This is a genomic window from Leifsonia shinshuensis, from assembly GCF_031456835.1.
Lineage (GTDB): Bacteria > Actinomycetota > Actinomycetes > Actinomycetales > Microbacteriaceae > Leifsonia > Leifsonia shinshuensis_C.
This window is the reverse complement of the sequence record NZ_JAVDVK010000001.1, coordinates 1673330-1694304: the sequence shown is the minus strand read 5'-3', so window position 1 is coordinate 1694304 and position 20975 is coordinate 1673330. Positions and strand designations below refer to the sequence as shown.

Annotated in this window: 21 protein-coding genes and 1 tRNA gene; 7 read left to right on the top strand and 15 right to left on the bottom strand. The window is 71.4% G+C overall.

The annotated features are described in order from the left end of the window. Positions 1 to 57 precede the first annotated feature (57 nt). A complete protein-coding gene (locus tag J2W45_RS08265) occupies positions 58 to 1359 on the bottom strand; it encodes a DUF4032 domain-containing protein (RefSeq protein WP_310130674.1) in 1302 nt (433 codons plus the stop codon). Between the two features lie 102 nt (positions 1360 to 1461). Then, positions 1462 to 2556: an ABC transporter ATP-binding protein gene (locus J2W45_RS08260; protein ID WP_310134974.1), complete on the bottom strand. Its 1095-nt coding sequence runs from the start codon at positions 2554 to 2556 to the stop codon at positions 1462 to 1464. A 311-nt stretch (positions 2557 to 2867) separates the two neighbouring features. Between J2W45_RS08260 and J2W45_RS08255 the strand changes: the two genes are divergently transcribed. Together J2W45_RS08255 and J2W45_RS08250 are read left to right on the top strand one after the other, a co-directional pair. Then, a complete protein-coding gene (locus tag J2W45_RS08255; protein WP_310130672.1) occupies positions 2868 to 3773 on the top strand; it encodes a DsbA family protein in 906 nt (301 codons plus the stop codon). A 27-nt stretch (positions 3774 to 3800) separates the two neighbouring features. After that, positions 3801 to 3876: transfer RNA gene (locus J2W45_RS08250), tRNA-Thr, on the top strand. A gap of 10 nt (positions 3877 to 3886) precedes the next feature. Here the strand turns inward: J2W45_RS08250 and J2W45_RS08245 are convergent. Both J2W45_RS08245 and J2W45_RS08240 read right to left on the bottom strand, forming a co-directional pair. Then, positions 3887 to 5704 (bottom strand): acyltransferase family protein, encoded by a 1818-nt coding sequence (locus tag J2W45_RS08245; protein ID WP_310130671.1) that lies wholly within the window; start codon positions 5702 to 5704, stop codon positions 3887 to 3889. Beyond that, positions 5701 to 6348 carry an Ig-like domain-containing protein gene (locus tag J2W45_RS08240; RefSeq protein ID WP_310130669.1) on the bottom strand — a complete coding sequence of 216 codons (648 nt, stop codon included), beginning with the start codon at positions 6346 to 6348 and terminating at the stop codon, positions 5701 to 5703. Before J2W45_RS08240 ends, J2W45_RS08245 begins: the two co-directional genes overlap by 4 nt. Before the next feature lie 181 nt (positions 6349 to 6529). Between J2W45_RS08240 and J2W45_RS08235 the strand changes: the two genes are divergently transcribed. After that, positions 6530 to 7852: a glycosyltransferase family 2 protein gene (locus J2W45_RS08235; protein ID WP_310130666.1), complete on the top strand. Its 1323-nt coding sequence runs from the start codon at positions 6530 to 6532 to the stop codon at positions 7850 to 7852. A 24-nt stretch (positions 7853 to 7876) separates the two neighbouring features. On the opposite strand, the gene J2W45_RS08230 is transcribed toward J2W45_RS08235, so the two are convergent. Further along, complete coding sequence (locus J2W45_RS08230) at positions 7877 to 8362, bottom strand: hypothetical protein (protein WP_310130665.1); 486 nt, start codon at positions 8360 to 8362, stop codon at positions 7877 to 7879. A gap of 152 nt (positions 8363 to 8514) precedes the next feature. Between J2W45_RS08230 and J2W45_RS08225 the strand changes: the two genes are divergently transcribed. Then, positions 8515 to 9111: an alpha/beta hydrolase gene (locus J2W45_RS08225; protein ID WP_310130663.1), complete on the top strand. Its 597-nt coding sequence runs from the start codon at positions 8515 to 8517 to the stop codon at positions 9109 to 9111. Between the two features lie 20 nt (positions 9112 to 9131). Here the strand turns inward: J2W45_RS08225 and J2W45_RS08220 are convergent, their stop codons facing one another. From J2W45_RS08220 to J2W45_RS08210, 3 genes are read right to left on the bottom strand one after another with little or no spacing between them, the layout of a single operon-like run. Then, positions 9132 to 9506, bottom strand: coding sequence for a PLD nuclease N-terminal domain-containing protein (locus J2W45_RS08220; protein ID WP_310130660.1), 375 nt, complete (start codon positions 9504 to 9506; stop codon positions 9132 to 9134). A gap of 23 nt (positions 9507 to 9529) precedes the next feature. Then, entirely contained in the window at positions 9530 to 11080 is a 1551-nt protein-coding gene (locus tag J2W45_RS08215) for a carboxylesterase/lipase family protein (RefSeq protein ID WP_310130659.1), read from the bottom strand. Beyond that, on the bottom strand, positions 11077 to 11421 hold the full coding sequence (locus J2W45_RS08210) for a YciI family protein (protein ID WP_310130656.1): 345 nt from the start codon (positions 11419 to 11421) through the stop codon (positions 11077 to 11079). Before J2W45_RS08210 ends, J2W45_RS08215 begins: the two co-directional genes overlap by 4 nt. 194 nt (positions 11422 to 11615) lie before the next feature. On the opposite strand from J2W45_RS08210, the gene J2W45_RS08205 reads away from it, so the two are divergent. Then, positions 11616 to 12575, top strand: a complete 960-nt coding sequence (locus J2W45_RS08205; RefSeq protein WP_310130655.1) for a siderophore-interacting protein — start codon at positions 11616 to 11618, stop codon at positions 12573 to 12575. Positions 12576 to 12590: 15 nt separating this feature from the next. Here J2W45_RS08205 and lepB read toward each other — a convergent pair whose 3' ends face one another. Then, positions 12591 to 13325: a signal peptidase I gene (lepB, locus tag J2W45_RS08200; protein ID WP_310130654.1), complete on the bottom strand. Its 735-nt coding sequence runs from the start codon at positions 13323 to 13325 to the stop codon at positions 12591 to 12593. Positions 13326 to 13539: 214 nt separating this feature from the next. On the opposite strand from lepB, the gene J2W45_RS08195 reads away from it, so the two are divergent. Together J2W45_RS08195 and J2W45_RS08190 are read left to right on the top strand one after the other, a co-directional pair. Continuing rightward, the gene (locus J2W45_RS08195) at positions 13540 to 14910 is read left to right on the top strand and encodes a M23 family metallopeptidase (protein WP_310130652.1); all 1371 of its coding nucleotides are present in this window, start codon (positions 13540 to 13542) and stop codon (positions 14908 to 14910) included. A gap of 87 nt (positions 14911 to 14997) precedes the next feature. Beyond that, entirely contained in the window at positions 14998 to 16335 is a 1338-nt protein-coding gene (locus J2W45_RS08190; protein ID WP_310130649.1) for a maltokinase N-terminal cap-like domain-containing protein, read from the top strand. Between the two features lie 125 nt (positions 16336 to 16460). On the opposite strand, the gene J2W45_RS08185 is transcribed toward J2W45_RS08190, so the two are convergent. From J2W45_RS08185 to paaA, 6 genes are read right to left on the bottom strand one after another with little or no spacing between them, the layout of a single operon-like run. Beyond that, positions 16461 to 17231 (bottom strand): enoyl-CoA hydratase/isomerase family protein, encoded by a 771-nt coding sequence (locus J2W45_RS08185; protein ID WP_310130646.1) that lies wholly within the window; start codon positions 17229 to 17231, stop codon positions 16461 to 16463. Between the two features lie 13 nt (positions 17232 to 17244). After that, the gene (gene paaE / locus J2W45_RS08180) at positions 17245 to 18333 is read right to left on the bottom strand and encodes a 1,2-phenylacetyl-CoA epoxidase subunit PaaE (RefSeq protein ID WP_310130644.1); all 1089 of its coding nucleotides are present in this window, start codon (positions 18331 to 18333) and stop codon (positions 17245 to 17247) included. A 10-nt stretch (positions 18334 to 18343) separates the two neighbouring features. Further along, complete coding sequence (gene paaD / locus J2W45_RS08175; RefSeq protein ID WP_310130642.1) at positions 18344 to 18826, bottom strand: 1,2-phenylacetyl-CoA epoxidase subunit PaaD; 483 nt, start codon at positions 18824 to 18826, stop codon at positions 18344 to 18346. After that, the gene (paaC, locus tag J2W45_RS08170) at positions 18820 to 19689 is read right to left on the bottom strand and encodes a 1,2-phenylacetyl-CoA epoxidase subunit PaaC (protein WP_310130639.1); all 870 of its coding nucleotides are present in this window, start codon (positions 19687 to 19689) and stop codon (positions 18820 to 18822) included. Before paaC ends, paaD begins: the two co-directional genes overlap by 7 nt. After that, positions 19686 to 19973 (bottom strand): 1,2-phenylacetyl-CoA epoxidase subunit PaaB, encoded by a 288-nt coding sequence (gene paaB, locus J2W45_RS08165; RefSeq protein WP_310130637.1) that lies wholly within the window; start codon positions 19971 to 19973, stop codon positions 19686 to 19688. Before paaB ends, paaC begins: the two co-directional genes overlap by 4 nt. After that, positions 19970 to 20968, bottom strand: a complete 999-nt coding sequence (gene paaA, locus J2W45_RS08160; protein WP_310130636.1) for a 1,2-phenylacetyl-CoA epoxidase subunit PaaA — start codon at positions 20966 to 20968, stop codon at positions 19970 to 19972. Before paaA ends, paaB begins: the two co-directional genes overlap by 4 nt. Positions 20969 to 20975 lie beyond the last annotated feature (7 nt).

The window sequence follows — 20975 nt, the reverse complement described above, 5'->3', positions numbered from 1 at the left end:
CTGCGCCTGCGTGAGCGGGCGCAGTCGTACCGGGACGCCGCAGTCGCGGCCCCGGCCTCAGACCTTGGAGCGCCAGTCGTCCTCGTCCTCGTCGGCGGACGCGGTGCCGTCGCCGAGCACGGGGATGCTGATGGTCTCCGTCGGCGGCGCGATCACGGTCGCCTCGTCGCGGCGGTGACGCAGGATGTCGTTGATGTACGAGGTGAGGGCCTCGGCCAGCGGCACATCCCGGCCCTCCTTCTGCGACATGAACCAGCGGTGCTCCAGCAGCTGGTGGAACACCTCGGCCGGCTCCAGCTTGCCCTTGAGGTCGGCGGGGATGGAGCGGATGACCGGCTCGAACACGCGCATGAGCCACTCGTGCGCCATCGCCTCCTCGTCCAGTCCCTCCTTGCCCAGGGTGGCGGCGTAGGAGTCGAGGTCGTTGAGCAGGCGGCGCGCCTGGTTCTCGCCGGTGTCCAGGCCCGTCAGCCGCAGCAGGCGGCGCTGGTGGTGACCCGCATCCACGACCTTCGGCTGGATGCGCACCTTGGTGCCCTCCTCCGAGGTCTTGATGGCCAGTTCCTCGATGTCGAAGCCGAGCTCGTTGAGACGCTCGACGCGCTCGCTGATGCGCCAGCGCTCCGATGACGAGAACGACTCGCTGCCCGTCAGCTCCTTCCAGAGCGACCGGTAGGCGGCGACGATGCCGTCGGAGAGGCTGATCGGGTCGAGCTCCTCGTCGACGCGGCCGCCGGCCTCCAGGTCCATCAGCTCGCCGGCGATGTTCACGCGGGCGATCTCGAGGTCGTTCTCGCGCTGGCCGTTCGAGAGGCCGCCCTCGTAGAGCTGGCCGGTCTCCGCATCCACCAGGTACGCGGCGAACGCGCCCGCATCCCGTCGGAACAGGGTGTTCGACAGCGACACATCCCCCCAGAAGAACCCGACGATGTGGAGGCGCACCAGCAGCACGGCGAGGGCGTCCACCAGGCGCGTGGCGGTGTCGGGCCGGAGCGTCTGCGAGAACAGCGCGCGGTAGGGGAGGGAGAACTTGAGGTGCCGGGTCACCAGCGCGGCGTTCAGCGGGGTGCCGTCGTCGGAGGTGCGGTTCTTGATGACGGCGACCGGGTCGACGCACGGCACGTCGAGGCGCTGAAGCGTGCGCAGCATGTCGTACTCGCGCTGCGCCATCTCCGCCGTCGTCTCCTTGATGGCGATGACGTAGCCCGACAGGTTCGCGAACCGCACCAGGTGGCGGCTGATGCCCTTCGGCAGCAGCGCGATGTGCTGGTTCGACCAGTCCTCCAGCGGGATGTTCCAGGGAAGGTCGAGCAGCGCGGGGTCGACGGTCGCCGCGGTGATGTTGACGGATCCGGCCACGATGGTCCTCCGGTCGGTTCAGTGGATGCGCGCACCCGTGGAAAGCACTCTGCCGCAGCCCGGCTCCGGACTGCGGCAGAGTGAGGAATCGCTCCTGGAACTTTAGTCGACGACCGCGCCGCCCAGGCGCTCGCCCGTCTCCGCGTGGAAGACGTGGACGTGGCCCGGCTTCGGCGTGATGTAGACCGTGTCGCCCGCGTTCGGGTGGATACGGCCGTCGACGCGGCCGACGATGTCGGTGCGCTTGCCCTCGACCTCGGAGTGACCGTACAGGTAGCCGTCGGCGCCGAGCTCCTCGACGAGGTCGACCGTGACCTTGAGGCCGGTGCCCTCGGTGTTGGACACGACGACGTCCTCCGGACGGACACCGATGGTGACCGCCGAACCGGCGCTGGCGATGGTGTCGCGCTCGACCGGGACGACCGCGGAACCGAACTTCACGCCGCCGTCGGTGACGTCAGCGGTGAAGAGGTTCATGGCCGGGCTTCCGATGAAGCCGGCGACGAACACGTTGTTCGGCTGCGCGTACAGGTCGCGCGGGGTGCCGACCTGCTGCAGCACGCCGTCCTTGAGCACCGCGATGCGGTCGCCCATGGTCAGCGCCTCGGTCTGGTCGTGCGTGACGTAGACCGTGGTGACGCCGAGGCGGCGGGTCAGCGAGGCGATCTGCGTGCGGGTCTGCACGCGGAGCTTGGCGTCGAGGTTCGACAGCGGCTCGTCCATGAGGAACACCTGGGGCGAACGCACGATCGCGCGGCCCATGGCGACGCGCTGACGCTGACCACCGGAGAGCGCCTTCGGCTTGCGGCCGAGGTAGGGCTCCAGGTCGAGCAGCTTGGCGGCCTCGAGGACGCGCTGGGCGCGCTCCTCCTTGCCGACACCGGCGATCTTGAGCGCGAAGCCCATGTTCTCGGCGACGGTCATGTGGGGGTACAGCGCGTAGTTCTGGAACACCATCGCGATGTCGCGGTCCTTCGGCGGAACATCGGTGACGTTGCGCTCACCGATGAAGATGTTGCCGTCGTTGACCTCTTCGAGGCCCGCGAGCATGCGGAGCGAGGTGGACTTGCCGCAGCCCGAGGGGCCGACGAGGACGAGGAACTCGCCGTCGGCGATCTCCAGGTCGAGCGCGTCCACGGCGGGACGGGTGGAACCCGGGTAGAGCCGGGTCGCCTTGTCATAGGTGACTGTCGCCATCTTCTTCTTGTCTCCTTCACCGGCAGGTACGTGCCGGACGATCCGTTGTGAATGGATGAACGTGGCGTAGACGTCCGATGGCGTCTCTGCCACGTGGCCATAATATGGCATCGGCGGACATGCTCTCGACCGGACCCCCAGCCGGACGCCCGCGCGGCCGCCGCTGATCCGCCGAACGCGCGTCCAGCCACCGTCTGGTCGATTCCCAGACTGCCGGTTTACGCTGTCCCGGTTGTGTGCGCCGGATGCGCGCCCCGCCCCACCGCGTCCCCCGCGCGGCCCGTCCGACCCGAGAGCAGTTTCCGGAAGACATGAGCCCTGACACCCAGCCCGACGACAGCCGCCCCGGCGACGTCCGCGCGGCCGCCCGTGAGAAAGCACGGCAGCTCCGCACGTCCCACCAGAAGAAGGAGCGCCGCAGACGCGCCCTCCTCGGCGGCGGCATCACCGTCGCTGTGCTCGCGGTTCTCGCGATCGTCGCCGTGGTGATCGTCAGCGCGATCCGTCCGACCGTCCCCGGCCCGAAGAACATGGCCAGCGACGGCGTGGTCGTCGGTTCGGGCCTCAAGGTGAAGACCACGATGGCGCTCGCCCCGGACGCCAAGCCCGTCGCCAGCACGCCGGACCCGAAGGCCAGCACGGTCGACATCCGCATCTACGCGGACTACCTCTGCAAGCTGTGCGGCGACTTCCAGCGCACCAACCTCAAGCAGCTCGAGCCGCTGGTGAAGAACGGCGCGGTCACCGTCGAGATGCACCCGGTGGCGATCTACACCAGCCACTCGGCGGGCACGAAGTACTCGCTCCGCGCGGCGAATGCCGCGGCCTGCGTCGCGAACTACGACCCCAACGCGTTCTGGAAGTTCAACGCCTCCCTGTTCGACAAGCAGCCCGCCGAGGGCGGACCGGGACTGAGCGACCAGGTGCTGAAGAAGCGCGCCGAGGCGGCAGGTGCTGCGCACACCGGCGACATCGACTCGTGCATCGACGACGGCCGCTTCAAGAGCTGGGTGACGACCGCGAGCGACCGCGCCCTGAGCGGCCCCATCCCCAACTCCGACGTCAACAAGATGACGAACGCCCTCCTGGTGCTGGTCAACGGCAAGCCGTACACCGGCTCGCTCACCAGCGCGGACGACTTCAAGGCGTTCATCCTCCAGGCGCAGGGCGACGAGTACACCTCGACCGCGACGCCGACCCCGACGCCGACCCCCTAGGATGTTGGGCGGGCGGGAGACCGCCGTGCCGGCTTAGCTCAGTTGGTAGAGCACTCGCCTTGTAAGCGAGCGGTCGCGGGTTCGAGTCCCGCAGCCGGCTCCATCCGCCGCGGTCACGGCGCCACCCGCAGCACCTCGTGGGTCAGCCACGGCTCGAGCTCCGCGAGTCCCGCGCGCGTGAAGTGGACGCCGTCGACATAGAGCGGGGCTCCGCCCTTCGTCGTCGTCGCGCAGTCGCCGCCCGGGCACAGATGTCCGTTCAGGTCGAGCAGGCTGAAGTTGCGGTGCGCGGCCGCGAATTCGGCGATCATCCGCGAGTGGATCGCTGCCGACTCCGCTGAGGTGACGCACGTGGAGGCGCGGGAGTTGGCGATCAGCACGTGGGCGGACGTGCCCTCGAGCAGTCCGCCGAGACGGCTCAGCTGCGCTCGATAGTGGTTCTGCGTCGCCTTATCGGTGAGATCGGACCAGCGGCCGTCGAGCTGCTGCTCGACGCCGTCCCATGCCAGATCGATCAGGACGACGTCCGGCCGGTCCTCGGCGAGTCGGGCAGCATAGCGTTCCTCCCAGGGGAGACAGCCGGTGGGCACATCCAGGCTGCCGGAGCCGGGCATCCTCGTCGCCTGAGGCGACATGATGCCGCACCCGCCGATTCCCCCGTCGCTGACCGCGATCTCCGATGAGGAGTGGGACAGGGCCGTCGCGAAGTTGTTCGCCAACGAGTCGCCCAGGGTGAGGACGCGGACTGCGCCACCGCCTCCCGGCGGCAGGACGGCGGCTCCCAGGACGGCGACAGCGGTGGCCGCGGTGAGACCGGCCGCGAGGATCCGGCGGCGCCCGTCCCAGGTCGCGCGCCGGAGCGGTTCGGAGAACGCATGGTGCAGCGTCGCGGCGATCATGAGCGAGACGGGAAGGGAGACGGCGAGCACCTCCACGTCGGTGAGGTTTTCCAGGATGGTGCGGGTGAACCAGATGACGGGCATGTGCACGAGGAACAGCGCATAGGACATGCGGCCGACTGCGACAAGGGGACCGACCGACAGGACGGAGGCGAGCGGACTCTCGCTCGTCAGCAGCACGATCAGAGCCGCAAGCGCGGCGGCGACAGCGGCGAATCCGCCGAAGTACAACCAGTCGGCACGATATGAGTCGGCGCAGATCGATGCGACGACGATGGCCGTGAGAAGGCTCATGCCGAGGAGCGAGGTCAGCAGGGGCGATCGCGCGGGCGGCGGGTCGCGATGCGGGATGCGGTTCTCGGTCCACAGGACGACCACAGCGGCCACCGCCCCGGCGGCAAGCGCCATCCCGTGGGTGTCCGTGCCGAGATACGCCCGGTCGGCGCCCTCGCCGGCGAAGACGAACGCACCCCAGACCGTCAGCTCGGCGACGAGCGTGAGGGCCAGCGCGCCGCCGATCAGCAGAGCCGTCATCCTCTGGATCGCTCCGGCCTTCCGGGCGAGGAAGACGATCGCCGCGAGCGCGGGCGGCCACACCAGGTAGAACTGCTCGGTCAGCGAGAGCGACCACAGATGCGAGAGCGGGCCCGGACGGTGTGCCGCCTCCCAATACCCGTCGCCCTGCACGATCGCCTGCCAGTTGGCCACGTTTCCGAGCGCGGCGAGGGCCCGGGGGATGAACTGGGCACGCTCGGCCGCGCTCGCCCACATCCACACGGCCCCTGTGGTCAGGACCAGGACCAGAAGCAGGGCGGGAAGCAGCCGTTTGACCCTTCGCCCGTAGAAAGCCCGCAGTCCCAGCCGGCCTTCGGTGACGAGGTCCCGCCCGAGGGTCAGCGTGACGAAGAACCCGGAGAGGACAAGGAAGGCGTCGACGCCGAAGATCCCGTTGCTGTAGAGGCCGGTGTGGTACACCGCGATGGAGAGGATGGCGATGCCGCGCAGGCCGTCGACCGCGGCATACCGTCTCACTCGGCGGTGACCCGCTCGGCCTCCGCTTCTGTCTCCGCGTCTGCCTCGGTGTCCGTTTCTGTGTCCGTTTCTGTGCCCGTCTGAGCGTCGGCTGTCGATTCGTTCTCGTCGGCCTCGGTCGCGGCATCCACGGCGGGCTCGCCGTGGTCCTGCTCGTCCCCGCGCTTTCGCCGCCAGGAGGCCAGCAGGATGCCGCCTCCGACGACCAGGATGATGAGAGCTGCGCCGCCGAGCGGGAAGACCCACGCGGGCACCGCCGGCCGGGGTTCGTAATCGACCTCGAAGCTCAACGAGGCCGACGTCTTCACCGCCCAGGCATCCTGGGTCGCGATGGCCCAGGCGGTTCCGTCGCCGATGGGGACGACGCTGGTGCAGGCCCAGCCGTCCGCAGTCACCCGCGCGGCGCAGAGCACGACGCCGTTCAGGCCGGTGACCACGACGGACGCACCCGGCTTGCCCGTGCCACGGAATTCGGGGGTGCGCTCGGTGACGCGTGAACCCGGCGCAGGGCTGGTGAACGCGACGGCGTCATGGGTGTCGGCGGCGACGACGGCGGTCGGTTCCGTCGCTCCGGCTGCCATGGCGGAGCCGCCCGACATGAGCAGCGCCAGCGCGGCGGCGACGATTCCTGGTGTCTTCTTCATGGTTCCTCATGCGGGTTCGGGTGCAGTGAGACCGATCGGCCTCGTCTATCAAGACCGCAAATTCGGCCCCGCTATGACGGCATTGGAGCCTGCCCGCCGCGTTGCGCCGGTGCCCGACAGTAATCGGCAGCCAGACGGGTCTCTTCAAGGAGAACGCCGACCTCGACAGAAAAGGCCGCACATGACCCTCGCCATCGCCATCATCAACTCGATCGCCGGTGTGGTGGTCTGCCTGTCGCTCGCCTACTTCCTGGTGTCGATGCTCGCCGGGCTCCACGAGAACCGGAAGCTGGGCGCCAAGCTCGGCGCGCAGGGCGACACCACGTACCTCGACCCGTTCATCGACGACCCGGAGACGTTCGACGTCTACGTGATGATCCCCTGCCTCAACGAGGAGGCCGTCATCGGCCCGACCGTGGCGGCGCTCCGGGGAGGCCGCCGGGTCACCACCATCGTGATCGATGACGCCTCGGACGACGCGACCTCCGAGATCGCACGCCGCGAAGGCGGCGACTCGACCATCGTGCTGCGCCGTGAACTGCCCCACGCCCGGCAGGGCAAGGGGGACGCGCTCAACGACGCCTACCGCCTGATCCGCGAGCTGGTGGAGGAGCGCGGGCAGGACCCGGCGCGCGTCATCGTCCTGGTGATGGACGCCGACGGCCGTCTGTCGGACGGTGCCTTCAGCCACGTCCTGCCGCTGTTCGAGGACGAGACGGTCGGGGGCGTGCAGCTGGCCGTCCGCATCCGGAACCGCGGTCGCAACTTCCTGACCCGGTTCCAGGACTTCCAGTTCTGGTCGATGTCGGCCGTCACCCAGTTCGGGCGCCGGAAGACCGGGACGGTGTCGCTCGGCGGCAACGGTCAGTTCACGCGCATGTCGGCACTCGAAGGCCTCGACGCGCTTCCCTGGTCGTCCTCACTGACCGAGGACCTGGACCTCGCGATCAGCCTGTCGAACAACGGCTGGGAGCTCACGACGACGCCGTACGCGTCGGTGGACCAGGAGGCCGTCGAGAGCCTGAAGCGGCTCATCGTGCAGCGCCGCCGGTGGTACCAGGGGCACATGATGGCAGCGAAGCGCCTGCCCGGCATCTGGTCGAACCCGAAGCTCAGCGCGCCCAAGGTGCTGGAGCTGTCCGGCTACCTGATCGTTCCGTGGCTGTTCGACCTGCCGTGGTCCCTCCTCTCGCACTGGACCCTGTTCATGTTCATCTCGCGCATGGACTCGTCGTTCGCTTTCGTGAGCGGGCCGCTCTCCCTGATCCTCGGGGTGCTCGCGTGGTACCTGCTCACCTTCGCGCCCGCGCTCTTCACCTCGGTGGTCTACCTGCGGCGCGACAGCGAGGTCGGGTTCTGGCGCGCTTACCTCATGGGCCACTCGTTCGTGGTGATGAACTACCTCTCCTACATCTGCGCCTGGGGTGCGCTCATCCGGATCTTCCAGAAGAAGACCGGATGGGACAAGACGGTGCGGACGGTCGAGGTCGCTGCCGTCGCCTGATCGGCGCGTCCGGCCGGTGCGGCCTCAGCAGTACCGGCTGGCCGTACTGTCGGCATCCGCCTGCTGCGCGCTCGAGGGGACGCGCAGCAGGCGGTCGAGTGCGGCCTCCGGCGCGATCCGGTGGCAGACCGCCTCGTCCCAGATGCGTTCGTAGGCGGCTGGGCTGATCGGGAGGGATCGGGCGCGGCGCGTGGACGTGGCCCGGCCGGGGCGCGGCAGCCGCAAAAGTCGCTCGCGGATCAGGAACGGGAGATTGTCCTCCGGCGCGATCCCGCGGCGGCCGTCCCGGAGCGAGACCACGAGGTCGCCCGTCGTCGTGGCGTGACGCACCTGCGCGATCGTGAGGCCGGTGAGGCGGGCGAACTCGTCGACGGCGAGCAGCTCCGGGAGCTTGCTCACGTACTCGTCGGCGACGGCCAGCCTCAGGCGCAGCCAGGCATCGGTCCGTGTGTGCGGGCTCGCCTGACGCCCCGGCGAGGGCTCGATGAGTGGTGCAGTGCGTTTCGGCATGGTCGTCTCCCCATCTCGGCTGTTCCGCGAAGCGGTTCCACACACGATGACGAGGGACTTCGGGCGCGCGTGACGCGACGTGGAGGCTACTGTCAGCGGCGTCTCACCGTGCCGGGGTGGACGCGGGCGGGCCGCGGGGGATGAATGGAGGGATGCCGACCTCGTCCACCGCCCCCGTCCTGCTGTTCCTGCACGGCCGCTACGGCATCCGGGAGGATCTCGCCTGGATCGCGGAGCGCACGCCCGCGCCGTGGCGGACCGAGCTGCTGCAGGCGCCGCTGCCGCTGGGAGACCGGTTCGAGTGGTTCCACGTCGCCGACGACGGAGAACGCGGGGCGCTCTCGAGCAACGTCGCGCCGGCGGCGGACCGGCTGCTGGCGTGGGTCGATGAGCGGTTCGGCGACGCGCCCGTGGCGGCGGTCGGGTGGTCGCAGGGCGGCGCGACGGCGCTTCAGATGCTGCGGCGCGCACCCGGGCGGCTCTCGTTCGTGGTGACGCTGGGCGGCTTCACGACGGACGACGAGGAGCGCGGGGATGCGGAGCTCGCCTCCAGCCGTCCGCCGGTGTTCTGGGGGCACGGCGCCCGCGACGACGTGATCAGCACGCACGACATCATCCGGATGCGCGAGTTCCTGCCCGGGCACTCGACGCTGGAGGAGCACGTCTATCCGGCGGCCGGCCACGAGATCACGCCGGGGATGGCGCATGACGCGATCCGCTTCGTCGCGCAGCACACGCCGGAGGGGTAGCGCGACGCAGCGGCGACCCGTCAGGCCGGTTCGCCCGCGTCGTCGCGGCGGCGGAGCTCCTCTTCGAGGCGCCGGATGCGCTGATCGCGGTCGGCGGCCTCGATCTCGCGCTCCAGGGCGGCGAGCTGCGCCTCGGTGCTGTCGGGCCGGAGGGCCGGGTCGGTTCGGTGCCGCTCGTCCACCGTCGGCATGCGCAGCGTGCGGCGGGGCGCGGGGGCGCTCTCGTACTCGCGGCCGACCGCGAACCAGAGGATGCCGCCCACCAGCGGGAGCAGGATGACGATGAACACCCAGGCGAGCTTCGGCAGGTGCTTCACCTGGTCGTCGCGGCGCAGGATGATGTCGACCAGCGCGAACACGAACAGTGCGAACACGATCAGCGGCAGCAGCACCATACCGGTCAGTCTAGGGGGAGCGTTCAGCGGAAGGACAGGATCTGCTCGCCCCAGCCCGCGCGCAGGGCTCCGTCCAGATCGGGGACCACGCGCTCTTCGGAATCGATGAGCAGGGTGGCGCGCTGCTCCGCGTCGTAGGGCGGCCATCCCTCGCCCGGGGCGCCGCCGTGCGCGAAGGAGGCCCACCGGGCCCGCATCCGCCGGGAGACCTCGTCGGCGCTGCGGCGTCCGCCGAGCCAGAACGACGGGTCGCGGGGGAGCCCACCGAACTCGCCCCAGACGTACGGGAGGTCCGTGGCGTGCGCGGCGCCGATGCCGCTCAGCCGGAGCAGCGGCGGCGCGAAGTCGAAGCGGTAGAGGAACGTCGGGGCGACCTCCGCGTGGCCGGCCGCGGCCCACACGGCGGGCATCCGGAAGGCGATGTCCGTGGCGATGCGGACGTTCCGGGAGAGCGGCGCCCGACGGTACGCGGCGAGCACGCGGTCGGGCGGTGGGAGGCGCGCCCCGTCCGGTCCACCGGCGCGCTGCTCCTCCTGCATGGCCTGGAACATGCGCTGGAGGGCCGCGCGCCGGATCGGGAGCAGCGGCGAACGCATCAGCCGGAACAGCGTCGCCTCGTCGCGGTTCGTGCCGATCACGAGCGGGACGCGCATCCCGCGGCCCTCGCTGAGGATCCGGAGCGGCGCCTCCGGCAGCACGTCGTCGCCGACCACGGGCGCGAAGGCGAGCATGCCGGGATGCTCGCGCGGGATGTCGGCGTAGACCGCGGCCCCCGCATCCACGATCCGCTCGACGGGCACGTGCTGCAGGGCGACCGCGTCGTCCGGACGGACGCCCAGCCGCTCGAGGAACGCTCGCGCGACGACCTCCGAGCGCTCCGGACCGTACATGGAGCCGGCGGGCGGGCTCTGCGCGATGGCGCGGTGGAAGAGGCCGTGCGCGAGCGGCGAGGCGAGCAGGGCGGTGACGAGACCGGCGCCGGCGCTCTGCCCGAACACGGTGACCCGAGCGGGGTCGCCGCCGAACGCCGCGATGTTGTCACGGACCCAGCGCAGCGCCAGCAGAACGTCGCGCAGGGCCACGTTGCTCTCGGCGCCGGGGACGCCCGCCGCGCCGAGGTCGAGGAACCCGAGGGCTCCCAGGCGGTAGTTGAGCGTCACGACCACGACGTCGCCGGAGGTCACCAGCTCGTCCCCGTGGTACACCAGCTGGCTGGAGGAGCCCAGGGCGTAGGCGCCGCCGTGCAGCCACACCATGACCGGGCGCGGCCGCCCTGGCGGCGGATCGGCGCTCGGGCGGACGACGTTGAGGAACAGGCAGTCCTCGTCCAGCCGGGCTCCGCCCGGTTCACCCGGCGCGAGCGGGACCGACGGATTCGGGCGCTGGGGAGCGGCCGGGCCGAAACGGACGGCATCGGCGACGCCGTCCCACGGTCGCGCGGGGACGGGGGCTCGCCAGCGCATCCGTCCGGTCGGAGGCTCGGCATAGCGGATGCCGCGCCACGTGCTGACGCGGTCGTCGTCACGCCCGCGGACGGCGCCCGCGGACGTGACGACGACCGGCCGCTCGCTCACGCCCCGGCGACCTCGTCCCACTCCATGAACGGGCGCAGCTCCAGCTGGCCGTTGCGGGCCATCGGGTGCCGGGAGGCGATCTCGATCGCCTCGTCCAGGTCGGCGACCTCGAGGATGTCGAACCCGCAGATCCACTCCTTGGTCTCGGCGAACGGGCCGTCGGTGACGTACCGCTTGCCGTCGCGCACGCGGACCACGCGCGACTCGGCGGGCGCCTGCAGCACCTCGCCGATCACGCGCTTGCCGCTCGCGTCCAGCTCGTCCACCCAGCCGTCGACGTCCGACTCGTCCCGCTCGGTGTCGGGCGAGCTGTCGGTGATCACGAACATCATGTACTTCATCGTTGTGTCCTCTCGAGAGCGAATGCTTCACCGGGGCGTCGAACGGGTGGACCGTCGATCGACATTCTGGACCGGGGAGCCGGGATCCGGCAGAGTCAGGCGCTCTACCACTCAGGGGATCACCAGGGGAGCGACGGGTTGGTTAGTGTAGCCTTACCTTAGTTCCGCTCCGCCGCCCGTCCACCGGAGACACCGTGACCATCCTCGCCCCGACCCGCACCGAGCGTCCGCGCCCGGCGTACCGGCCGTACCGTGCCCGGGTCGCAGCGATCAGCCGGCTGAGCCCGCACTTCACGCGGGTCCGCTTCGAGTGCGGCGACTTCGAGCACTTCGGCACCGAATGCCTGGACCAGCGGATCAAGCTCCTCTTCCCGCTGGCGGACGGCAGCTTCGCCGACCTCGGCGTGGACGACGAGGAGGCGCAGTTCGCGGGCGACTGGTACGAGCGCTGGCGCGGACTCCCCGAGCATCGGCGCAATCCGTTCCGCACCTACACGGTCCGTGCCATCGACACGGACGCCTGCTGCCTCGACATCGACTTCGTCGTGCACGGCGACGGCGGACCGGCCGCCCGGTGGCTGCTCGGCGCGCGACCCAACGACGAGCTGGTGGTGATCGGCCCGGATGCGCGCAGCCCGCACCGCGGCGTCGGCATCGACTGGCGTCCGGGGTCCGCCCGCGAGCTCCTGCTCGCCGGGGACGAGACGGCGGCGCCCGCCATCGCGTCCATCCTTGAGACCCTCCCCGCGGGTCGTCGCGCCCAGGCGTTCATCGAGGTGCCGTCGGCGCAGGATGCACTCTCGCTGCGCCTCCCGCCGCACGTCGAGGCGACGTGGCTGCCGCGCGGCTCCGCCGTGACCGGCGCCGCTCTGGTGCCGGCCGTGCAGTGCTGGCTGGCCGAGCATCCCCGGGTCGTCGCTGCGGCCGCCGCCGGCCGGGCGCAGAGCCTGGACGATGTGGATGTCGACCGCGACATCCTCTGGGAGAGCCCGCTCGACGAGGCCGACGCCACGCACGCCGGGTTCTACGCGTGGATCGCGGGCGAATCGGCCGCGGTCAAGACGCTGCGCCGGATGCTCGTGCGCGACCACGGGATCGACCGGTCGCGCGTCGCCTTCATGGGGTACTGGCGGCTGGGCCGCTCGGAGAACTGACCGTGACCGGCCTGGTTACTGGTCTTCGCGCTCCACGCCGCGGAACGTGTCCGGGTAGTCGTCGAGCCACGACCAGTGGCTCACCGGCCAGCTGATCACGAACGCCTTGCCCACGACATCCGACAGGGGCACGAAGCCCTTGCCCGGGTCGTCCATGTGGTACCGCGAGTCGGCCGAGTTGTAGCGGTTGTCGCCCATGACCCAGACGGTGTCCTTCGGCACGGTGACGTCGAACGACTTCTCCGAGACGGCCTGCACGCCGGCGGGGAGGAGCACGTACGGCTCCTTCAGGGGGACGCCGTTGACGCTCATCTGCCCGAGGGCGTTGCAGCAGCTCACGTGGTCGCCGGGAAGGCCGATGAGCCGCTTCACCAGGTGCTGGTCGGAGTCGGACGCGCCGAGGCCGACGAAGTCGAGGACGGCACCGATGCCCTGCTGCACCGCGTTGCCGGTCTGCGGGGGCGCGGGAGGGAGCCAGCCGCCCGGATCCTTGAAGACGACGACGTCGCCGCGCTGCAGGCCGAACACCTTCGGCTGCAGCTCGTTGACGATGATCCGGTCGTTGATCTGGAGGGTGTTCTCCATCGATCCTGAGGGGATGTAGAAGGAGCGGGCGACGAACGTCTTGATCAGGAACGACACCAGCACAGCGACGACGAAGATGACCACCACATCCCGCAGCAGGGTCTTCCAGCTGGACGTACGCCGCGCGGAGCGGCGCGGGCGCGCGGTGGCAGTACTGTCGGTCACAACCCCCCACCGTAACGTGCCGATGCTGTGAGCCGCATCACACCCTGTTCGGGTGGCTTGTCCCCGCCCGGAGGGAGTGAGAACATCTCACTACGGGCTTGCGGCACGTGCCGCCGGCCCGTTCCCACTCATGCGGCGAACGTTCGAACGGCACGGAACGGCGACGCGGTTCCGGGGGCCGCGCCTCCTTCACGCATGCGCGGTTCTCGCGCTCGTGGCGGGCGGCATCCTGGCGGTCCCGCAGGCGGCGGCCGCCGACGAATGCGGGGCGGGATGCGTCCCCGCGCCGACGGAGACCGCGGCGCCCACGCCGGACCCCGGGACGGGCGAAGGCACGGACCAGGGGAGCGACCCGGGCGACGGTCAGGACGCGACCGGCACGCCCGCGCCCACGCCCACGCCCGACCCGAGCGGCACGCCAACTCCCTCGCCGACGCCGACTCCGGACCCGACAGAGACGCCCACGCCGACTCCCACGCCGACCCCCGACCCCACCGGCACGCCGACGCCCGCCCCGACCCCCGCGCCCGCCCCGGACCCGGCCCCCGCCCCTCCGCCGACCGACGACATCCAGCTCGAAGCCCCCGACCTGCCGCAGTTCGACAGCGTCGACCCGGTGGAGCTCGCGCAGACGGCACAGCTCGCGAGTGACCTCGCCGCCGCCCAACAGCAACTCGCCGACGCGACCGAGCAGTCCGAGAGCGCGCAACGGGAGCACGACCAGGCGCAGGCGGTCGCGGACGCCGTGCAGAAGCGGGCCGACGCGGCGGCCAAGCAGGCGAAGTCGGCGGCCGCGTTCGCCACGGCGCTGATCCGCTCCTCCGGCACGCACCTGCTCACCCAGGACCCGCTCAGCGCCGCGCTGCACGGTCGGGGCGACCTGCTGACCAAGCTCGGCGCCGCAGACCGGCTGGCGAAGCTGTCCGCCGACCGGGATGCGGCCATCCGGGCCGCCGCCAGCGCCAAGAAGGCCGCGCAGAAGCTCACGCAGCAGGCGCAGGGCGCCGCGGACGCCGTCGCCGCGGTCGACGTCGACTCGCCGCAGCAGGCGGTCGCCGAGGCGCAGTCCCAGGTGGATGCGGCATCGGCGGCGCTCGCCGCGGCGCCCACCGTCCTCCAGGCGGGCTCCGACTGGCAGATGCTCACCTCCGACCCGGCCCTCGTCGCGAGCGGCTGGGCGCTGCCGGTGCACGGCGGCCTGACCGACGTGTTCGGGCCCCGGCCGTCGCGTCCCCTCGGCACGGCGCTGTTCCACCCGGGCGACGACATCGGCGCCTCCTGCGGCACCACCATCTACGCCGCGGCGGCCGGCACCGTCGAGCGGGCGGGGCCGTTCAGCGGGTACGGCAACTACATCCTGATCGACCACGGCGGCGGGGTCGAGACGGCGTACGGCCACATCCGCGACGGCGGGATCGGGGTCACCGTGGGCGAGCACGTCGCGGCGGGCCAGCCGATCGCGCAGGTCGGCTCGACCGGTCTCTCCACCGGCTGCCACCTGCACTTCGAGGTGCACGTCAACGGGCTGCAGATCGACCCGCAGCCGTTCATGGCGGCGCGCGGCGTGGTGCTCGGAACCCGCTGAGCCGCGCGGAAGCGCGACCGTCGCCCGTTCCTCCCGATCGCCTGACCGCCCCGCGCGAAAACGCCGGTCCGGGCGTACGGTTCAGGCATGACCGAACTCACCGAGCTGGTCGGATCGTGGATGCGGCGCCAGCGCTGGTACTCGACCAAGAACGTCGAGCCGCGCCTGCGCCTGCTCGCCTCGTTCGACGCCGAACCCGCGGCCGGCGACGTCCGCATCGTCACCCACTTCTTCGCCGACGACGCCCCGCGGACTCCGCGGGTGTACCAGGTGCCCGTGGTCGCCCGCACCGAGCGCGACGGCGACGAGGCGGCGCTGATCGGCGAGGCCGGAGGCCGGTTCCTGTACGACGGACCCACCGAGGAGGCGTACGTCACCGCGCTCGTCCAGCTGATGACGGGCGAGGAGCGGGCGGAGGGTCGCGACGCGCACGCGCAGGGCCACACGCTCGGCGAGCGGATCGCCCTGCGCTCGTCGCGGAGGCTCACCGGCGAGCAGTCCAACACGTCCATCGTCGGCGAGCTCGCGGATGGCCGGCGGGCGCTCATCAAGGTGTTCCGGGTCGTCCAGGACGGCGAGAACCCGGATGTGTCCACGCTCGCCGCGCTCACCGCCGGCGGCTCGCGGCGCACCCCGTCGCTCCTCGGCTGGCTGACCGGCCGGTGGCCCACCGCGGACGGCCGCACGGCATCCGGAGAGCTGGCGCTCATGCAGGACTTCGTGCCGGGCGCCGAGGACGGGTGGGAGCTCGCGGTCAGCGCGGCCGAGCGCGGCGAGGACTTCACCGAGCGGGCGTACCAGCTGGGCGGGGGAACCGCCGAGCTGCACCGCCTGATGGCGCAGGTGCTGCCGACGACGCGGGCGACGACCGAGGATGTGGCACGCGCGCTCGACGGGATGTTCCGGCGGCTGACGGTCACCACGACCGAGGTTCCGGAGGTGGAGGAGCTGCGGGCCGGGATCGCGGCCGTGTACGAGGATGCCGCGGCGGCTCCGCTGCCGACGCTGCAGCGCATCCACGGCGACCTGCACCTCGGGCAGGTGCTGTACTCGCTGGAGCGCGGCTGGCAGTTCATCGACTTCGAGGGCGAACCGCTGCGTCCGCTCGCGGAGCGCGCGCTTCCGGACGCGACCATGCGCGACGTCGCGGGGATGCTGCGGTCGTTCGACTACGTCGCCGGGTCGCTGGCCCGCCGCGACACCCCGATCGACGCCGCCGGCTGGGCGGGCGACGCCCGGCAGTCGTACCTCGACGGCTACGCCTCGGTCGCGGGCGGCGAGGTGGAGGAGTTCCGCCTGCTGCTCGACGCGTTCGAGCTCGACAAGGCGGTCTACGAGATCGCGTACGAGGCGCGGCACCGACCGGCGTGGATCCCGATCCCGCTCTCCGCGGTGCAGCGCCTGCTCGCGAGCCGCGTGTCCTGACCGCTCCGCGCGTCCGTCGCCTGCGTCGAACCGTGAGTAGATGCTCCAATCGGCGACGAATTGCCGCAAGATGTCACGACTCGACGGAGCGGCGCACGCGGCGGGAGCGCGCGGGCGCGCGCCGCTCAGCGGCCGGTGAAGCGGGGGATGCGCTTCTCCTGGAAGGCGCGGAAGCCCTCGCGGTAGTCCGCGGTGTCGCGCAGCTGCGCCTGCGCGGCGTTCTCGGCGGCGATCGAACCCCAGAAGTCGAGCGATCCGTCGCGCAGCCCGGCGACGATGCGTTTGCTCGCCAGGAACGCCTCGGTCGCGCCGCCCGCGGCTGCCGCGGCCGCGGCATCCACCGCCTCCGCTAGCTCGGCGGCCGGGAGCGCGCGCGAGAACAGCCCGCCCGCGACGGCCTCAGCGCCCGAGATCAAGCGGCCGCTCACGATCAGGTCCATGGCGCGGTGCGGGCCCAGGCGCGACACGAGCAGCCAGTGGCCGCCGGAGTCGAGGGCGGCGCCGAGCGCGGCGAACGGCGAGCCCACCTTCGCGTCCTCGGCGACGTAGACGATGTCGGTCGCGACCAGCAGCCCGAGGCCGACGCCGAGGCAGGCGCCGTGAGCTGCGGCGAATGTGGGCGCCGGGAAGGCGGCGATGCGCCGCAGCAGCGGGGTCACCAGTCCGTCGAGGTAGCCGCTGACGTCGTCCGTCGCCGGGTCGACGCCCGCGATGTCGCGTCCGGCGCAGAAGGCGCGCCCTTCGCCGCGCAGCACAAGGGCGCGCACGCCGGCGGCCTCCGCCTCGGCGTAGGCGGCGTCGAGCGCGCGCAGGTCGTCGGGGCCGAGCGCGTTCAGCCGCTCCGGGGCGTTCAGGGTCACCCGGGCGACGCCGTCGGCGATGTCGAGTTCGATCACGGGGCTCCTCGGTTCAGACGTCGTAGTCGACGACGACGCGGTCGGTGAGGGGATGCGACTGGCAGGTGAGCACGTAGCCGCGCTCGAGCTCCTCCGGCTCCAGGGCGTAGTTCTCCGTCATCCGCACATCGCCCGAGATCAGCCGCGCCCGGCAGGTGCCGCAGACGCCGCCGGTGCAGGCGAACGGCACGTCCGGGCGCACGCGCAGCGCGGCGTTCAGCACGGACTCGTTGGCGTCGATCGGCGTGGTGACCGTCGAGCTCAAGCCGTCGAGCGTGAACTCGATGTCGGCGGTCCTCTCGCCCTCGTGCACGACCACCGGACGCCCGCTGTCGCCGCGGACCTCGCCCGGCTCACCCGTCGTGAACAGCTCGAAGTGGGTGCGCTCCCGCGGCACCCCGTAGCTCTCCAGCACGTCCCGGCACAGCTGCACCAGCTCGAACGGCCCGCAGAGGAACCACTCGTCGACCGTGTCGGGAGGGAGCAGCGCGTCGAGCATCCTGCGCAGCCGGTCCTCGTCGATCCGGCCCGACAGCAGCGGCGCCGACCGCTGCTCGCGCGACAGCACGTGGTGGAGCGCCAGGCGGGACGGGTAGCGGTCCTTCAGGTCGGCGAGCTCCTCCAGGAACATGACGTCGATCGCCGTGCGGTTCGTGTAGACCAGCGTGAACCGGGATGTGTCGGAGCCGGCGAGGACGCTGCCCGCGAGGGCCATCAGCGGCGTGATGCCGGAGCCCGCCGCGATGCCGACGATGTGTTTGTGCGCCGCGGCCGCCGCATCCACCGTGAACGTGCCCTGGGGGCTCATGACGTCGATCGTGTCGCCGGGACGCAGCTCGCTCGTCGCCCAGGTCGAGAACGCGCCGCCCAGGTCGCGCTTGATCGCTACGGTGATCCGGCCGGGCGACGGCGGGCGGCACAGCGAGTAGCTGCGGCGCAGCTCCCGGCCGTCGACGTGCGCGCGCAGGGCGACATGCTGGCCCGGCAGGTAGTCGTACTCGCCGTGCAGGTCCTCGGGCACGGCGAACGTGACCTCGACGCTGGCGGCGGTGAGCGGGCGCACCTCGGCGACCGCGAGCGAGTGGAAACGGGCCCGCGCCATCAGCCGGCCCTCACAGCGCCTTGAAGTGGTCGAACGGCTCGCTGCAGGCGTTGCAGACGTAGAGCGCCTTGCAGGAGGTCGAGCCGAAGTGCGCCACCTCGCGGGTGTCGAGCGAACCGCAGTGCGGGCACTTGACCGACATGCGGACGCGGACCGGGCCCGTCGCCGAGGGCGGGGCGATGCCGTAGTCCTTCAACGCGGCGCGGCCGGCCGCGCTGATCCAGTCGGTGGTCCACGCCGGCGAGAGCTCGAGCCGCACCCGGACGTCGCCGAAGCCGGCGGACGACAGGGCGCGCACCACATCCTCGCGGATCGCATCCATCGCCGGGCAGCCGGAGTAGGTGGGCGTGATGACCACCTCGACCCCGTCGTCGGTGACGGTCACCTCGCGCAGCACCCCCAGGTCGTCGATGCTCAGCACGGGGACCTCCGGGTCGACCACGGAGGCCGCCGCCGACCACGCCCGCGCGGCGTCCGCGTGATGCGTCACCACGATGCCCCCGGGTGCTGACGGGCGAGCACCTGGAGCTCGGCCAGAAGTGGGGCCAGGTGCTCCGAATGCCGGCCGCGCCGTCCGCCGCCGGCGGCGTGGAACGCGTCCGGCGGGGTGAGCTCGGCCTCGGCGAGGATGGGAGCGACGTCCGCGTCGAAGGCCGCGCGCAGCGACGACGGGCGCACCGCGACGCCCTCCAGCGCGTCGAACAGGTCCGCATCCAGAGCCGACGCGTCGGAGAACAGCTCGTCGACGTACGGCCAGACGTCCTCCATCGCGCGCAGCGTGCGGCGGCGCGACTCGTCCGTGCCGAGAGCCAGGCGCAGCATCCACTGGTCGGCGTGGTCGCGGTGGTAGTCGACCTCCTTGACCGCCTTCGCGGCGACACCCGCCAGAACCGGGTCGGTGGATGCGCGGAGCCGGTCGTACAGGGCGTACAGGTAGTGCGCGGCGGCGAACTGGCGCACGATCGTGTGAGCGAAGTCGCCGTTCGGCTGCTCGAACAGGTGGGCGGAGCGGAACTCGCCCTCCTCGCGCCAGTACGCCAGGTCGTCCTCGGTGCGACCGGACGCGGCGCCCGCGTAGCGGAGCAGCGAGCGGGCGTGGCCGAGCAGGTCGAGCGCGATGTTCGCGAGCGCGACATCCTCCTCCAGCTCCGGAGCGCGGGTGATCCAGCCGCCGAGGCGCTGCGCCAGGACGAGCGCGTCGTCGCCCAGCCAGAGGGCGTACTCGGCGACCTCGGGGGAGGGCGGGACGTCAGAGCTGACGAACTCCTCGGAGAGGGTCACGGCGCTGAGCTCGATGTGGCCGGGCTCGGTGTGGTCGGTGTCTGCGTGGCCGGGCTCGATACGTGCATCCGTCACAGGTGCTTCACCCCTTCGGCGGCGGTGTAGTAGGTGGCGTGGCGGAAGTTCTTGCCCTCGGGGGAGGAGAAGAAGGCATCCTTGGCGTCCGGGTCGCTCGCGGTGATCGCGTCGGAGCGGACCACCCAGATCGAGACGCCCTCGCCGCGGCGCGTGTACAGGTCGCGGGCGTTCCGGACGGCGAGCTCCTCATCCGGCGCGTGCAGCGACCCGACGTGCACGTGGCTGAGACCGCGCGAGGCGCGGACGAAGACCTCCCAGAGGGGCCACGGCTCGGCGGTCACGCGACGGCCTCCGCGCTCTCGTGCGTCGCGCGCTGCTGCTGTGCTTGCTGCTTTTGGGCGTACGCCGCGGCGGCCTCCCGCACCCAGCGGCCGTCCTCGTGCGCCTCGCGGCGGCGCTGCAGCCGCTGCGCGTTGCAGACGCCGCGGCCGGCGATGACCTCTTGCAGCTCGGTCCAGTCGATCGGTCCGAGGTCGTAGGCCTGGCGCTCCTCGTTCCAGCGGAGGTCGGGGTCGGGGAGGGTGACGCCCAGCGCCTCCGCCTGCGGAACGAGCATCGCCACGAACCGCTGCCGCAGCTCGTCGTTCGAGAAGCGCTTGATCTTCCAGGCCATCGAGCGGGCCGAGTTGGGGGAGTCGCCGTCCGGCGGCCCGAACATCATCAGCGACGGCCAGTACCAGCGGTCCACCGCATCCTGAGCCATGCGCTGCTGCTCCGGGGTGCCGCGCATGAGCGACAGCAGGATCTCGAAGCCCTGCCGCTGGTGGAACGACTCCTCCTTGCAGATGCGCACCATCGCGCGGCCGTACGGCGCGTACGAGCAGCGGCACAGCGGCACCTGGTTGCAGATGGCGGCGCCGTCGACCAGCCAGCCGATCGCCCCGATGTCGGCCCAGCTGAGCGTGGGGTAGTTGAAGATCGACGAGTACTTGGCGCGACCCGAGATCAGCTGCTCGGTGAGCTCGTCGCGTGTGACGCCGAGCGTCTCGGTCGCGGAGTAGAGGTAGAGGCCGTGGCCCGCCTCGTCCTGCACCTTGGCCATGAGGATGGCTTTGCGCTTCAGGCTCGGAGCGCGCGTGATCCAGTTCGCCTCCGGCTGCATCCCGATGATCTCGGAGTGGGCGTGCTGCGACATCTGGCGGATGAGCGTGCGGCGGTAGTCGTCGGGCATCCAGTCACGCGGCTCCACGCGGGAGTCGGAGGCGATGAGCTGGTCGAAGGCGGCCTGCGCGGCGCCCCGCTCGGCGTCGGCTCGTTCTGTGGTGGTGGTCTCCATCAACGCC

Coding starts and splice junctions, on each gene's coding strand:
- paaA (WP_310130636.1), bottom strand. CDS start 20,968: ATGGAGACCACCACCACAGAACGAGCCGACGCCGAGCGGGGCGCCGCG.
- J2W45_RS08190 (WP_310130649.1), top strand. CDS start 14,998: ATGACCGAACTCACCGAGCTGGTCGGATCGTGGATGCGGCGCCAGCGC.
- J2W45_RS08235 (WP_310130666.1), top strand. CDS start 6,530: ATGACCCTCGCCATCGCCATCATCAACTCGATCGCCGGTGTGGTGGTC.
- J2W45_RS08210 (WP_310130656.1), bottom strand. CDS start 11,421: ATGAAGTACATGATGTTCGTGATCACCGACAGCTCGCCCGACACCGAG.
- J2W45_RS08255 (WP_310130672.1), top strand. CDS start 2,868: ATGAGCCCTGACACCCAGCCCGACGACAGCCGCCCCGGCGACGTCCGC.
- J2W45_RS08220 (WP_310130660.1), bottom strand. CDS start 9,506: ATGGTGCTGCTGCCGCTGATCGTGTTCGCACTGTTCGTGTTCGCGCTG.
- paaE (WP_310130644.1), bottom strand. CDS start 18,333: ATGGCGCGGGCCCGTTTCCACTCGCTCGCGGTCGCCGAGGTGCGCCCG.
- J2W45_RS08230 (WP_310130665.1), bottom strand. CDS start 8,362: ATGCCGAAACGCACTGCACCACTCATCGAGCCCTCGCCGGGGCGTCAG.
- J2W45_RS08240 (WP_310130669.1), bottom strand. CDS start 6,348: ATGAAGAAGACACCAGGAATCGTCGCCGCCGCGCTGGCGCTGCTCATG.
- J2W45_RS08260 (WP_310134974.1), bottom strand. CDS start 2,556: ATGGCGACAGTCACCTATGACAAGGCGACCCGGCTCTACCCGGGTTCC.
- J2W45_RS08225 (WP_310130663.1), top strand. CDS start 8,515: ATGCCGACCTCGTCCACCGCCCCCGTCCTGCTGTTCCTGCACGGCCGC.